We start from the raw sequence: 14,508 nt of genomic DNA on the forward strand, positions 1-14,508 counted from the left end.
ATTATGGTGCAAATTTGCAGCGATTACTTCAGGCTGCCGGAAAGGAACTGCTTGAGGCGCTCGGACTGCGGATTGACCAGCACCTCGCGCGGGCAGCCGCGCTCCTCCACCAGCCCCTTGTGCAGGAACACCAGCTGGTTGGACACCTCGCGGGCAAAGCCCATCTCGTGGGTGACCACCACCATGGTGCGGCCTTCCTGGGCCAGCGACTGCATGACCTTGAGCACATCGCCCACCAGCTCCGGGTCGAGCGCCGAGGTCGGCTCGTCGAACAGCATCACCTCAGGCTCCATGGCCAGGGCGCGGGCAATGGCCACGCGCTGCTGCTCGCCGCCGGACATGTGGCCGGGGAAGGCATCCTTGCGATGGGACACGCCGACCTTGGCCAGGTAGTGCTCGGCCTTCTCCAGCGCTTCCTTCTTGTTCACGCCCAGCACATGCACCGGCGCCTCGATGACGTTCTCAAGCGCCGTCATGTGCGACCACAGGTTGAAATGCTGGAACACCATCGACAGGCGCGAGCGCATGCGCTGCAGCTGTTTCGGATCGGCGGCCTTGAGCGCGCCGTCCTTGCCGGCCACCAGCTTGAGCTCTTCGTTGTTGAGCAGGATCTTGCCCGCGTGCGGCTGCTCCAACAGGTTGATGCAGCGCAGGAAGGTCGATTTGCCCGAGCCGCTGGAGCCGATAATGCTGATCACGTCGCCTGCCTTGGCTTCGAGGGAGACGCCCTTGAGCACCTCATGGCTGCCGTAGCGCTTGTGCAGGTCTTGGATTTGAAGTTTGTACATGCTGTCGGATCTCACAGAGCGGTCAGTGCTTGCGCGGCGCCAGGTAGCCGAGCCAGCGGCGTTCGGCCATCTTGAACAGGCGCACGAGGATGAAGGTCAGGCACAGGTAGAACACGCCCGCCGTGATGTAGGCCTCGAAAGGCAGGTAGTACTGGGCGTTGACCGTGCGCGCGGCACCGGTGATGTCGATCAGGGTGACGATCGACGCCAGGCTGGTGGTCTGCAGCATCATGATCACTTCGTTGCTGTACTGCGGCAGCGCCCGGCGCAGGGCCGACGGCAGGAGGATGCGGCGGTACATCTTCATGCGCGACATGCCGATGGCCTTGGCCGCCTCGATCTCGCCATGGGGCGTGGCCTTGAGGCTGCCAGCGATGATCTCGGCGGTGTAGGCACTAGTGTTGACGGCGAAGGCCAGGCAGGCGCAGAAGGTCGCGCTGGACAGCCACGGCCACAGGAAGCTCTCGCGCACTGCCTCGAACTGGGCCAGGCCGTAGTAGATCAGGAACAACTGCACCAGCATCGGCGTGCCGCGGATCACGTAGGTGTACAGCCAGGCACTCATGTTCACCAGCGGCTGCTTGGAGACGCGCATCAGGCCCAGCGGAATTGCCGCCAGCAGGCCGAACAGCAGCGACAGCGCCAGCAGCTTGAGGGTGGTCAGCAGGCCGCCCAGGTACAGCGGCAGGGCCTCCCAGATGACGTTGTAGTCGAAGATCATAGTTCAGCCGCCTTGACGCCCACCGAGTAGCGCTTCTCGAGATACTTCAGCGCCAGCAGCGAGACACTGGTCAGCACCAGGTACAACGCCGCCACCGCGAGGAAGAAGGTGAAGGGTTCGCGGGTGGCGTCCGCCGCCTGCTTGGCCTTGAACATCATGTCCTGCAGACCGACCACCGAAATCAGCGCGGTCGCCTTGGTCAGCACCAGCCAGTTGTTGGTGAAGCCCGGGATCGCCAGGCGGATCATCTGCGGCACCATGATCCGGAAGAACACCTGGACACCGCTCATGCCGTAGGCCGCACCCGCCTCGGCCTGCCCCTTGGGAATCCCCAGGAAGGCGCCGCGGAAGGTTTCCGAGAGGTAGGCACCGAAGATGAAGCCCAGGGTGCCGATGCCGGCGACCAGGGGGTTCAGGTCGATGTAGTCGTCATAGCCGAGCAGCGGCGCCACCCGGTTGATGATGTCCTGGCCGCCGTAGAAGATCAGCAGGATCAGGACCAGGTCAGGGATGCCACGGATCACCGTGGAATACAGATCCCCCAGCCAGGCCAGCCAGCGCACCGGCGACAAGCGCAGCGCCACGCCGATCAGGCCGAGGACGATGGCCAGGGCCATCGACGACAGGGCGAGCTGCAGCGTCAGCCACGCTCCGTCGAGGATGACTGCCCCATAGCCTTTCAACATGATTCGAATTCCTCAGGGCTTGGGAATGAAAAATGGTGCAAACCTCAGAGCTTCTGCTGTTTGCACCATTGCACAGGTGAAACTCGATGGCTTACTTCGAGTCTGGACCGTAGATGTCGAAGTTGAAGTACTTCTTCTCGATCTCTTTGTATTTGCCGTTGGCACGGATCGCATCGATGGCGGCGTTGATGCGGTCGGCGTTGGCCTTGTCACCCTTGCGCAGGGCGATGCCGATACCGTCACCGAAGTACTTGGAATCGGTGAAGGCCGGGCCTACGAAGGCAAAGCCCTTGCCGGCGTCGGTTTTCAGGAAACCGTCTTCGAGCAGGGTGGCGTCGGCCACGGTACCGTCAAGACGACCGGCGGCGACGTCCAGGTAGATTTCGTTCTGGGTGCCGTAAGGCACGACGGTGGCGCCTTGCGCGCCCAGGACTTCCTTGGCGAAGCGATCATGGATCGAGCCGCGCTGCACGCCGATCTTCTTGCCCTTGAGCTCAGCCAGGCTGTCGCTGACGGTGGTGCCTTCCTTCATGACCAGGCGCGCCGGGGTCAGGTAGTAGCGCTTGGTGAAGTCGACCGACTTCTTGCGATCGTCGGTGATCGACATGGACGACAGGATGGCGTCGATCTTGCGCACTTTCAGCGCCGGGATCAGGCCGTCGAACTCCTGCTCGATCCAGGTGCACTTGGCTTTCATCTCTTCGCACAGGGCGTTGCCGATGTCGTAGTCGAAGCCGGCGAGGCTGCCATCAGGCTGCTTGAAGGCGAAGGGTGGGTAGGCGGCCTCGATACCGATCTTCAACGGCTTCTCATCGGCCTGCGATACCAGGGAAAACACGGAAAGCGCCAGGGCGCCAAGCAGTGCGAGCTTCTTCATCAGGTAACTCCATCGGTACGGGGCAATACAAGGCAGTTGTAACGGCTGCCCGATATGCGAATGGGTACAGCGCGAGCCGCGCAGGTTTCGACCAAGGTCGCAGACCACGAGCGAGTGAGTGGCATTCTAGCGACAGCCCGATGGTCGATATTTCTTCAAAGCGACAACTAATTACAGAAGCGCCAGGAACCGCGGCGGGCGATATTGACAGCTCCTGCGAGATATGCAAGAGCAAAAGAGAAATAACCTATACCCAAAGCAATAAGCGGGCCCATTATTGGCAAAGCCTTGTATTCCGGCAAGCGCAGCGTGCGACCCTGCACAAAATGCTCGCAGGAATGCACTCAAATGGCACATGAATGTTTCCACAAGCCCCGCATTTGGGCGAAATCGGTGACAGCCAGGGTTACCGATGAATGTCGGAGTAACAGTCTGCATCAGTAAAGCAAAAACCCCGCCGGGTGTGGGCGGGGCTTTTACTGATGGCCTGATCGCGGGGCAAGCCCGCTCCCACGACCTTCAGGAGCCGACTTGCCGCGACGCTTCGACTCAGGCGGTGGCCAGGCTCATCGCCTTGTGGGTGTCGATCAGGTGCTGCACCACCCCTGGGTCGGCCAGCGTGGAGATATCACCCAGCGCGTCGTACTCGCCGGTGGCGATCTTGCGCAGGATGCGGCGCATGATCTTGCCCGAACGGGTCTTCGGCAGCCCCGGCGCCCACTGGATCACATCCGGCGAGGCGATCGGGCCGATTTCCTTGCGCACCCAGTTCTTCAGCTCAAGGCGCAGTTGCTCGCTCGACTCCTCGCCGACATTGAGGGTGACATAGACATAGATGCCCTGCCCTTTGATATCGTGCGGCACGCCCACCACCGCCGCTTCGGCGACCTTCGGATGCGCCACCATCGCGCTCTCGATCTCGGCGGTGCCCATGCGGTGTCCGGAGACGTTGAGCACGTCGTCGACGCGACCGGTGATCCAGTAGTAGCCGTCTTCGTCGCGACGGGCACCGTCACCGGTGAAGTACATGCCACGGAAGGTCTTGAAGTAGGTGTCGACGAAACGGTCATGATCGCCGTACAGCGAGCGCGACTGGCCCGGCCAGGAGTCGAGGATCACCAGGTTGCCCTCGGCGGCGCCCTCGATCAGGTTGCCCAGGTTGTCCACCAGCGCCGGCACCACGCCGAAGAACGGGCGGGTCGCCGAGCCAGGCTTCAGTGCGGTGGCGCCTGGCAGTGGGCTGATCAGCACACCGCCAGTCTCGGTCTGCCACCAGGTATCGACGATCGGGCAACGCTCCTTGCCGACGGTCTTGTAGTACCAGTTCCAGGCCTCGGGGTTGATCGGCTCGCCCACCGAGCCCAGCAGGCGCAGGCTGGAGCCATCGGCACCGGCCACCGCCGCTTCACCTTCGGCCATCATGGCGCGAATGGCGGTTGGCGCGGTGTAGAGGATATTGACCTTGTGCTTGTCGACGATCTTCGACACCCGGGTGATGTCCGGGTAGTTCGGCACTCCTTCGAACAGCAGCGTGGTGGCGCCGTTGGCCAGCGGGCCGTAGACGATGTAGCTGTGGCCGGTGACCCAGCCCACGTCGGCGGTGCACCAGTAGACATCGCCCGGACGGTAGTCAAACACGCGCTCGTGGGTCAGCGCGGCATACACCAGGTAACCGCCAGTGGTGTGCAGCACGCCCTTGGGCTTGCCGGTGGAGCCGGAGGTATAGAGGATGAACAGCGCCTCCTCGGCGCCCATCTCTTTCGGCGCGCAGTGGCTGGAGGCAACCTTCATCAGGTCTTCGTACCAGATGTCGCGATGCTGGTGCCAGGCGATGTCGCCACCGGTGCGCTTGCACACGATGATCTTCTGCACACTGCTGGTTTCAGGGTTGGTCAGGGCCAGGTCGACGTTGGCCTTGAGCGGGGTACGGCGGCCGCCGCGCAGGCCTTCGTCGGCGGTGATCACCACTTTCGACTTGCAGTCGATGATGCGACCGGCCAGCGCCTCCGGCGAGAAGCCGCCGAACACCACCGAGTGGATCGCACCGATGCGGGCGCAGGCCAGCATGGCGACCACTGCCTCGGGAATCATCGGCATATAGATGGTGACCACGTCGCCGCGGTGCACGTCCTGGCCACGCAGGGCGTTGGCGAACTTGCAGACCTGCTCGTGGAGCTCGCGGTAGGTGATGTTGCGGTGTTCGGAAGGGTCGTCGCCCTCCCAGATGATCGCCAGCTGGTCGCCGCGCTCTTCGAGGTGGCGGTCCAGGCAGTTGTAGGAAACGTTCAGAGTGCCGTCGGCGAACCACTTGATATCGACATGGTGGTCGTCGAACGAGGTCTGCTTGACCTTGGTGAAAGGCTTGATCCAGTCCAGACGCTGGGCCTGCTCGCGCCAGAAGCCGTCCGGGTTGATCACCGATTGCTGGTACATGGCCTTGTAGGTGGCCTCGTCGGTCAGGGTACTGGCCGCAACCTCGGGACGAACGGGATACAGTGGAGCCGCACTCATCTGTGTTACCTCGGTGTAATAGTTGTTTTTGTATGGAACCGTTTGTAACTGTACCAGAGCGGCCAAGGCCATTCGACGTTGGTAGTAACACGACGGGCCGTCGACTCACCAATCAGGCGCGACCGCTCTAGTACATGGCATGCAGCTATCTCCGAGAGGAAAAGACAGGGTTTCGACGGGGATTGTTACAGATTCTGTCAAAAGACTTTATCAAAACCCCCTCTGTTTCAGCCGTGGGCGCCTCCCTAAAATTCATCTCGCCAGCAACGGCAACGCGATTAACTTGGTAACAGCCCCCACGCAGGCAGCGTTAATCCGTACCTCATCCCGATAGTTGAAACTTGCTGTACTCGCGGCGCCATAAGCGCCGCGTGCCCCCTCACGACCTTAGACAGGTAACTTGAAAATGAAAGCTTTACTGGTATTGGTACTTGGCGGTTTTTGCGGCGCGGCATTGGCCGGCGAAGCAAAAGATGTCGAGCAGATTCCGGTTGAACAGTACAGTTATTCGCAGCACCTGGACATCGCCCGCGTCATCTCCATGAGCGAAGTGCCGAACGTCTGTGAAGTGGTGCCGGCCCGCATGACCTACGAGGACTCCCAGGGCCAGAAGCACATTCTCGAATACCGCGTGATGGGGAACGGTTGTTCCAACGGCTGAGGCCATAGGTTTATCGCGGGGCAAGCCCGCTCCCACTCCGACCGCGCCAACCTCAGGCCTTGCGCGATCCCTGTAGGAGCGGCCTTGTGCCGCGAAAGGGCGGCGTAGCGGCCCCGGGTTTTCAGCAGCATGCCAAGATCGTCGGGGCCGCTTTGCGGCCCTTTCGCGGCACAAGGCCGCTCCTACAGGGACAAGTGTAACTTTCAAGGTAGTTAGCCACCCTCACTCCACCGACTTGTTCAGCGAGTAATCCCGCAACTTGTTGGCAATGGTCGTATGGGAAACACCCAATCTTTTCCCCAGCGCCCGGCTACTTGTAAATTCACTCATCAAACTTTCCAATACCGCCTTTTCAAACCGCCCGACAATTTGCGAAAGATCGCCATCCAGGGAAAACTCGCCCAATGGCTGGCGCGCGCCATAATCCGGTAAACGGATATGTTCGCTCTTCACCACCCCGCCCTCGCACAACGACACCGCCTGGAACAACACGTTCTCCAGCTGGCGCACGTTGCCCGGCCAATGATATTGAGCAAGCTTGTCCATCGCCGCCGGCGCCAGGCGCGGCATCGGGCAGCCGATCTGCCGGCTGGCCTGGTCAAGGAAGTGCTGCACCAGCCCCTCCAGGCCATCCATGCATTCGCGCAGCGGCGGAATGTGCAGCGACAGCACGTTGAGGCGATGGTAGAGGTCCTGTCGGAACTCGCCCCGGGCGCACAGCTCGGACAGATCGACCTGGGTCGCGCAGATCACCCGCACATCCAGGTACACCTCCTCGTCACTGCCGACCCGGCGGAAACAGCCATCCTGCAGGAAGCGCAGCAACTTGACCTGCAAGCGCGGGCTCATCTCCCCGACGCCATCGAGGAACAGCGTGCCACCGGCGGTAAGCTCCAGCAGCCCCAGCTTGCCTTCGGCCCGTGCGCCTTCGAACGCCCCTGGGCCATAGCCGAACAGCTCGGTCTCGGCCATCGACTCCGGCAGGCCGGCGCAGTTGAGCGCCATCAGCGGCGCCTGGCCACGAGGGCTGGCCAGATGGCAGGCGCGCGCCAGCAATTCCTTGCCGGTACCGGTCTCGCCCTCGATCAGTAGCGGCGCATCCAGCGGCGCCATGCGCCGCGCCTCGCGCACCACCGCAGCCATCACCCGCGAGCTCTGGAAGATGCTGTCGAAGCCACGCAGCTCCTGCTTGCGCACGTTGTAGATGCGCTCGCCGATGCGATCGGCGCGATGCAAGGTGATCACCGCGCCCGCCAGGGCCTCGCTGTCATCATGCTCCGACTGCAACGGCGCGATATCGGCGAGGAACACATCGCCCTTGACCTTGATGCGCAGGCCGTTGATCCGCGACTTGTTGGCGCGGATCAGCTCCGGCAGGTCGAAGTCCTCGACATAGCGCGACAACGGAATGCCCGGCACCTCGTCCACCCGCACCCCGAGCAACTGCGCCGCGCCACGGTTGGCGGCAACGATGCTGCCGCCCATGTCGATCGACAGCACCGGGAAGTCCAGCGCGCCCAGCAGCGCATTGAGTTCCATGTGCCGGCGCTCGCTGGGCATCAGGCCGACGCGCTTGACCCCGAACACCCCGGCGATCGACTCGAACTTCGGCCGCAGGGCCTGGAACTGCAGGTTGATCAGGTTCGGGCAATGCAGATAGATGGCGTTGCCGTGATCCCCCCCCACCTCGCCGCGCAGCACGTTGATGCCGTACTCCACCAGCAGGTTGAGGATGTCCCGCAGGATGCCGATGCGGTTCTGGCAGTGCACTTTGATACGCATGAAGGCTCTCGAAGCGGCCAGGTTTTTACCCGGCGCGCGGAAAAGTCGTAAAGATAAGCTGACAAAATCAACCTTCTGCCCAGCTCGACACCCGTGATTTTCCGGGATAAGGGTATTTTTGTAAAATTATCGTTACGAATTCAGGATGAGCGGCGACGATTAACTGCCCTTCACCCCAGTGCAAAGCAGCGTTTGTAGGGATATTCCTAAGGTATGTCCTGTACATAACAAGAACGCCCTCACCAGGAGAGCCACATGAAACAGACGCAATACGTGGCACGCGAGCCCGATGCGCATGGTTTTATCGACTACCCGCAGCAAGAGCATGCGGTGTGGAACACCCTGATCACTCGCCAACTGAAAGTGATCGAAGGCCGGGCATGCCAGGAATACCTGGACGGCATCGAGCAGCTCAAGCTGCCCCATGACCGCATCCCCCAGCTCGGCGAAATCAACAAGGTGCTGGGCGCCACCACCGGCTGGCAGGTCGCCCGCGTGCCGGCGCTGATCCCCTTCCAGACCTTCTTCGAGCTGCTGGCCAGCAAGCGCTTCCCGGTCGCCACCTTCATCCGCACCCCGGAAGAACTGGACTACCTGCAGGAGCCCGACATCTTCCACGAGATCTTCGGCCACTGCCCGCTGCTGACCAACCCCTTCTTCGCCGAATTTACCCACACCTACGGCAAGCTGGGCCTGGCGGCGACCAAGGAACAGCGTGTGTACCTGGCGCGCCTGTACTGGATGACCATCGAGTTCGGCCTGATGGAGACCGCGCAGGGTCGCAAGATCTATGGCGGCGGCATCCTCTCCTCGCCGAAGGAGACCGTCTACAGCCTGTCCGGCGAGCCGGAGCACCAGGCCTTCGACCCGATCGAGGCCATGCGCACGCCGTACCGCATCGATATCCTGCAGCCCCTGTACTTCGTCCTGCCGAACATGAAACGCCTGTTCGACCTGGCCCACGAAGACATCATGGCCATGGTCCACCAGGCCATGCAGCTGGGCCTGCACGCACCGAAGTTTCCACCCAAGGTCGCCGCCTGAGCGCCCCTGTCGATAACAACTCAAACCGGAAAACACCCATGAATGCCTTGAACCAAGCCCACTGCGAAGCCTGCCGCGCCGATGCGCCGAAAGTCAGCGACGAGGAACTGCCGGTATTGATCCGGCAGATCCCGGACTGGAACATCGAAACCCGCGACGGCCACATGGAGCTCGAGCGCGTGTTCCTGTTCAAGAACTTCAAGCACGCCCTGGCCTTCACCAACGCCGTCGGCGAGATCGCCGAAGCCGAAGGCCATCACCCGGGCCTGCTGACCGAGTGGGGCAAGGTCACCGTGACCTGGTGGAGCCACTCGATCAAGGGCCTGCACCGCAACGACTTCATCATGTGCGCGCGCACCGACGAGGTCGCCAAAACCGCCGAAGGGCGCAAGTGATGCACTTCGCGGCCATCGGACGGGTCCCTGGCGACCCGATCCTGGGGCTGATGGAGGCCTACGCCCGCGACGACAATCCGGCCAAGTTCGACCTGGGGGTCGGCGTGTTCAAGGACGCCCAGGGCCTGACGCCGATTCCCGCAGCGGTCAAGCAGGCCGAGCAGCGCCTGGTCGAACGCCAGGCCACCAAAAGCTACATCGGTGGCCATGGTGACGCGGCGTTCGGGCGCCTGATCAGCGAACTGGTGCTGGGCAGCGAATCGCCGTTGCTGGCCAGCCAGCGCGCCGGTGCCACCCAGACCCCGGGCGGCACCGGCGCCCTGCGCCTGGCGGCGGAGTTCATCGCCCATTGCCTGCCGGGGCGTGGCATCTGGCTGAGCGACCCGACCTGGCCGATCCACGAGACGATCTTCGCCGGCGCCGGGCTCAAGGTGTCCCACTACCCCTACGTGGGCAAGGACAACCGCCTTAACGTCGACGGCATGCTCGCCGCGCTGGAACAGGCACCGGAAGGCGACGTGGTGCTACTGCACGCCTGCTGCCACAACCCGACCGGCTTCGACCTGGGCCAGGACGACTGGCGCGCGGTACTCGACATCGTCAAGCGCCGCAACCTGCTGCCACTGATCGATTTTGCCTACCAGGGCTTCGGTGACGGCCTGGAGGAAGACGCCTGGGCGGTGCGCCTGTTTGCCGCCGAACTGCCGGAACTGCTGGTCACCAGCTCCTGCTCGAAAAACTTCGGCCTGTACCGCGATCGCACCGGCGCCCTGCTGGTGTGCAGCCACGATGCCGAGAAACTGCTGGATGTGCGCAGCCAATTGGCGTTCATTGCGCGCAACCTGTGGTCGACGCCACCGGACCATGGTGCCGCAGTGGTCGCCGAGATCCTCGGTGATCCGGCGCTCAAGGCGCTGTGGGTCGAGGAAGTGAACGCCATGCGTCAGCGCATTGCCGAGCTTCGCCAGGGCCTGGTGCAGGCGCTGGCGCCACACGGCCTGGCCGAGCGCTTCGCGCACATCGCCGCGCAACGCGGGATGTTCTCCTACACCGGGCTGAACCCCGAGCAAGTGCGCCTGCTGCGTGAACGGCACAGTGTGTACATGGTCGGTACCGGCCGGGCGAACATCGCCGGGGCGGATGCGCAGCGCCTGGAGAAGCTGGCGGCGGCCATCGCCGACGTCTGTCGCTGATATCGCAGTACCTGTGGGAGCGGCTTTAGCCGCGAAGCAAGCGACGCGGTGGATGGCACCGGCTTCGCCGGTGTTCGCGGGTAAACCCGCTCCCACAGGATACGCGCCGCTTCGACATCAAGCGCTGTAACTGTGGGGGAGCGCAGCCTGCGATGAATCGAACGCAGGCAGTACAAGACTGTTGCTCCCACAGTGTTTCCGGCGCCCGAACACAGTCGGCGGTGCGCTGATCGCCCGCTAAAACCGACCAGCGCCCGGCAAAAATCTCAAACTGTCATCCAGACTGCTGTATCCTGCCCCAGCTTTTCGAAGCCACACATGCGCCCTGGCGCCGCCTTTTCACTCACACTTGCGAGGAACGACGAGATGCATGAAATCCCGAATCTTCCCTTCCCAAGCCTGAACCCCGAAGAGCAATCCGTTGCCGCCCACGCCGAACCGACGCCCGCCGTCGACCAGGACGGTGACGATCAATCCAGCGCCGACCAGGAATAATCGCGCACCCCACCCGACTGTGTGAAAACGGCTGACCTGCGGGACATCCCCGTCATCGCGTTTTCACACCGTCCAGAAGCCCTACCGAAGACTTCCATACCCGACTTACCGCACCCCCATTGCGGTCACCCTGCAAGTCGTTTCCATCAAACCCGCTCCCACAGGTACAGCACCGCCATCAAAGGCAGCGACGATCCTGTGGGAGCGGGTTTACCCGCGAAGAGGCCTGCACCGAATGACGCGCCTCAGCGCTGCGCGTACTGCAACACCACCTCCAGCGGATGGCGCAACTGCTTCTCGGTCATGCGCTTGACCTGGCTGCGGCACGAATAACCGGTCGCCAACGCCTCGCCCTGCTTGTCCAGCTTGGTCGCCCAGGACTGCTCGAAGATGGTCCTCGAGGTTTCCTGGTTCCGCGCTTCATGCCCATAGGTACCGGACATGCCGCAGCAGCCGGTGGCCTCGGTGACCAGCTTCAACCCCAGGCGGGCGAACACCTGCTCCCACTGCCGGGTACTGGCCGGCACATTGGTCTTCTCGGTGCAGTGGGCCATCAGGCGGAAGCTGTCGGCCTTGACCGGCGCCTGCTCGGGCAGCACGTTCATCAGCCATTCCTGGGGCAACAGCACCGACGGGCACTCCACGCCATCGACCTTCTGGTACTCCTGGCGATAGACCAGGGTCATCGCCGGGTCCAGCCCCACCAACGGCACGCCGCAGTCGGCCAGGCTCTTGAGCTGGGTGGCGTTGCGGATCGCCGCCTTGGCGAAGGCACCGAGGAAACCCTGCACGTGCAACGGCTTGCCGTTGGCGCTGTAAGGCGCGAGGAATACCTTGTGCCCCAGGCGATGGGCCAGCTCGATGAACGAGGCCAGCAGTGGCGTCTCGAAATAGCGGGTGAAGGCATCCTGCACCAGCACGATGCTGCGTTCGCGCTGGGCCGGGGTCAGCTCGCGCAGGGCCGGAACGCTCGCCACCTGGACGCGGCAACGGGTCAGGGTGGCCTGGAAGTTGAAACGGCTGATCAGCGGGCTGTCGACCATGCCGATCTTGTCCGCCAGCAGCCTGCTCACCCACCTCGAGCCCATCACCGCGTTGTACAGGCCCGGTGCATGGGCCAGGTACGGGATGGTGAATTCCAGCGAACCGATCAGGTAATCGCGCAGCGGACGCTGGTAGCGGCCGTGGTACAGCTCGAGGAAGCGCGAGCGGAAGTCCGGCACATTGACCTTGATCGGGCACTGCCCCGCGCAGGACTTGCACGCCAGGCAGCCGGCCATGGCGTCGTACACCTCGTGGGAGAAGTCTTCCTGGCGCGCACGGCTGTTACGCAAGCGCGCCGGCAGCCTTTTGAACCAGGACGCCTTGCGCTGGGCGGCGGCGAGCACATCGATGTTCGCTTCGCCCTGCAGGCGCAGCCATTCGCGGATCAGCGAAGCGCGCCCCTTGGGTGAGTGCTGGCGTTCGCGGGTGGCCTTCCACGACGGGCACATGGCGTCGTTGGGATCGTAGTTGTAGCAGGCGCCGTTGCCGTTGCAGTGCACGGCGCTGCCGAAGCTTTGCCAGACGCGTTCGTCGATACTGCGGTCAAGGTCACCGCGCAGGGTCACGCCATCCACCGGGGTCAGGCCTTCGGCGCTGTCCGGCGGGGTGCAGATCTTGCCCGGGTTGAGCTGGTTGTGCGGATCGAAGGCGCCCTTGAGGCGCTGCAGTGCCGGGTACAACGCGCCGAAGTATTCCGGCACGTACTCGGAGCGCAGGCCTTTGCCATGCTCGCCCCAGAGCAGGCCGCCATAGCGCTGGGTCAGCGCCGCCACGGCATCGGAGATCGGCTTGACCAGCGCGGCCTGGGCCGGATCCTTCATGTCCAGCGCTGGGCGCACGTGCAGCACGCCGGCATCGACATGGCCGAACATGCCGTAGGCCAGGCCGTAACCGTCGAGCAGCGCGCGGAAGTCGGCGATGTAGTCAGCCAGTTGCTCCGGCGGCACGGCGGTGTCCTCGACGAACGGCTGTGGCCGCACCTCGCCTTCGACGTTGCCCAGCAGCCCCACCGAACGCTTGCGCATGGTGTAGACCCTGGTGACCGCCTCGGCGCCCTCCGCCAGGGTATGCCCCAGGCGCTCGACGCTGGTGTCGCGCTGCAGGTGCGCGACAAACGCCTCGACCCGGGCATTGACCTCGGCCGGCTCGTCGCCGCAGAACTCCACCAGGTTGATGCCCAGCGTCGGGCGCTCGGCATCGGCCGGGAAGTACTCGGCGACGCTGTGCCAGACGATGTCCTTCATCGCCAGCATCAGCACCTTGGAGTCAACGGTCTCGATCGACAGCGGCTTGTGCGCCATCAGCGCGTTGGCATCGCGCAGGGCGTCCATGAAGCTGGTGTAGCGTACGTTGACCAGCACCGCGTACTTCGGGATCGGCAGCACATTGAGCTTGGCCTCGACCACATAGCCCAGCGAGCCTTCGGCGCCGCACAGCACGCTGTTGAGGTTGAAGCGGCCCTGCTCGTCGCGCAGGTGCGCCAGGTCGTAGCCGGTCAGGCAGCGGTTGAGCTTGGGGAAGGTGCTTTCGATCAGCCCGGCCTGGGTTTGCTGGATCTCGCGGGCCATGCGGTACACCTCGCCGACCCGGCCGGGCGCGGCGCAGGCCTGCTCCAGGGCCGCGTCGTCGATCGGCAGGCTGTGCAGGCGCTCGCCACCAAGCAGCACGCTGTGCAGCTCGAGCACGTGGTCGCGAGTCTTGCCATAGGTGCAACTGCCCTGGCCGCTGGCGTCGGTGTTGATCATGCCGCCGACGGTGGCGCGGTTGGAGGTCGAAAGCTCCGGCGCGAAGAACAGCCCATGGGACTTGAGCGCGGCGTTGAGCTGGTCCTTGACCACGCCCGCCTGGACCCGCACCCAGCGCTGCTCGACGTTGATCTCGAGAATGCTGTTCATGTGCCGCGACAGGTCGACGACGATGCCGTCGGTCAGCGACTGGCCGTTGGTGCCGGTGCCGCCACCACGCGGGGTCAGCTTGATGTCGCGAAAGCGTGGCTCGGCCATGAGCGTGGCAACCCGCGCCACATCGTCGGCATCCAACGGGAACACCGCCGCCTGGGGCAGCCGCTGGTAGATGGAGTTGTCGGTGGCCAGCACGGTACGGGTGCCGTAGTCGGCACTGATCTGGCCACGGAAGCCGCTGTTCTTCAGGGCTTCGAGGAATTCAGGGTAATGGGCGGCGGGCGCGCGGGGCGGCAGCTGGGCGATCATCGAAGGATGGCCTCTATTCGATATTGGCTAGTTCACGGGTTCCAGGCATTGCAACATCTCGTGGGAGCGGGCTTGCCCCGCGATGGCGCCATCGCGGGGGG

12 protein-coding genes are annotated in these 14,508 nt (G+C 63.5%); 5 read left to right on the plus strand and 7 right to left on the minus strand.

Annotated features, from left to right (window positions below; genetic code table 11):
• Positions 1–23: 23 nt before the first annotated feature.
• The 5 genes from NMG10_RS21440 to acs all read right to left on the minus strand — a co-directional run bounded on the left by NMG10_RS21440 (position 24) and on the right by acs (position 5,583).
• Positions 24–788 carry an ABC transporter ATP-binding protein gene (locus tag NMG10_RS21440; protein ID WP_023630946.1) on the minus strand — a complete coding sequence of 255 codons (765 nt, stop codon included), beginning with the start codon at positions 786–788 and terminating at the stop codon, positions 24–26.
• Between the two features lie 22 nt (positions 789–810).
• Positions 811–1,509: an ABC transporter permease gene (locus NMG10_RS21445; RefSeq protein ID WP_203651534.1), complete on the minus strand. Its 699-nt coding sequence runs from the start codon at positions 1,507–1,509 to the stop codon at positions 811–813.
• Positions 1,506–2,195 (minus strand): ABC transporter permease, encoded by a 690-nt coding sequence (locus NMG10_RS21450; protein ID WP_028691070.1) that lies wholly within the window; start codon positions 2,193–2,195, stop codon positions 1,506–1,508. The genes NMG10_RS21445 and NMG10_RS21450 overlap by 4 nt, the downstream gene beginning before the upstream one ends.
• Before the next feature lie 91 nt (positions 2,196–2,286).
• Positions 2,287–3,072, minus strand: coding sequence for an ABC transporter substrate-binding protein (locus NMG10_RS21455; RefSeq protein ID WP_203651530.1), 786 nt, complete (start codon positions 3,070–3,072; stop codon positions 2,287–2,289).
• A 549-nt stretch (positions 3,073–3,621) separates the two neighbouring features.
• Positions 3,622–5,583: an acetate--CoA ligase gene (acs, locus tag NMG10_RS21460; protein WP_254465090.1), complete on the minus strand. Its 1,962-nt coding sequence runs from the start codon at positions 5,581–5,583 to the stop codon at positions 3,622–3,624.
• 406 nt (positions 5,584–5,989) lie between these two features.
• Here acs and NMG10_RS21465 point away from each other — a divergent pair, with 406 nt between their 5' ends.
• A complete protein-coding gene (locus NMG10_RS21465; protein ID WP_023630669.1) occupies positions 5,990–6,244 on the plus strand; it encodes a DUF2790 domain-containing protein in 255 nt (84 codons plus the stop codon).
• 222 nt (positions 6,245–6,466) lie between these two features.
• On the opposite strand, the gene NMG10_RS21470 is transcribed toward NMG10_RS21465, so the two are convergent.
• Positions 6,467–8,026 (minus strand): sigma-54-dependent transcriptional regulator, encoded by a 1,560-nt coding sequence (locus tag NMG10_RS21470; RefSeq protein WP_203651526.1) that lies wholly within the window; start codon positions 8,024–8,026, stop codon positions 6,467–6,469.
• Positions 8,027–8,281: 255 nt separating this feature from the next.
• Here NMG10_RS21470 and phhA point away from each other — a divergent pair, with 255 nt between their 5' ends.
• The 4 genes from phhA (at position 8,282) to NMG10_RS25985 (ending at position 11,153) form a co-directional block, all read left to right on the plus strand.
• Positions 8,282–9,070: a phenylalanine 4-monooxygenase gene (phhA, locus tag NMG10_RS21475; RefSeq protein ID WP_062360651.1), complete on the plus strand. Its 789-nt coding sequence runs from the start codon at positions 8,282–8,284 to the stop codon at positions 9,068–9,070.
• Between the two features lie 38 nt (positions 9,071–9,108).
• Positions 9,109–9,465 carry a 4a-hydroxytetrahydrobiopterin dehydratase gene (locus NMG10_RS21480; protein WP_203651524.1) on the plus strand — a complete coding sequence of 119 codons (357 nt, stop codon included), beginning with the start codon at positions 9,109–9,111 and terminating at the stop codon, positions 9,463–9,465.
• Positions 9,462–10,658, plus strand: coding sequence for an amino acid aminotransferase (locus NMG10_RS21485; protein WP_203651522.1), 1,197 nt, complete (start codon positions 9,462–9,464; stop codon positions 10,656–10,658). The genes NMG10_RS21480 and NMG10_RS21485 overlap by 4 nt, the downstream gene beginning before the upstream one ends.
• Before the next feature lie 366 nt (positions 10,659–11,024).
• Entirely contained in the window at positions 11,025–11,153 is a 129-nt protein-coding gene (locus tag NMG10_RS25985) for a hypothetical protein (RefSeq protein WP_256582346.1), read from the plus strand.
• Positions 11,154–11,398: 245 nt separating this feature from the next.
• On the opposite strand, the gene NMG10_RS21490 is transcribed toward NMG10_RS25985, so the two are convergent.
• Positions 11,399–14,407: an FAD-binding and (Fe-S)-binding domain-containing protein gene (locus NMG10_RS21490; protein ID WP_254465091.1), complete on the minus strand. Its 3,009-nt coding sequence runs from the start codon at positions 14,405–14,407 to the stop codon at positions 11,399–11,401.
• Positions 14,408–14,508 lie beyond the last annotated feature (101 nt).

Origin of the sequence: Pseudomonas sp. DVZ6 (assembly GCF_024259445.1) — a bacterium.
GTDB lineage: Bacteria > Pseudomonadota > Gammaproteobacteria > Pseudomonadales > Pseudomonadaceae > Aquipseudomonas > Aquipseudomonas peradeniyensis.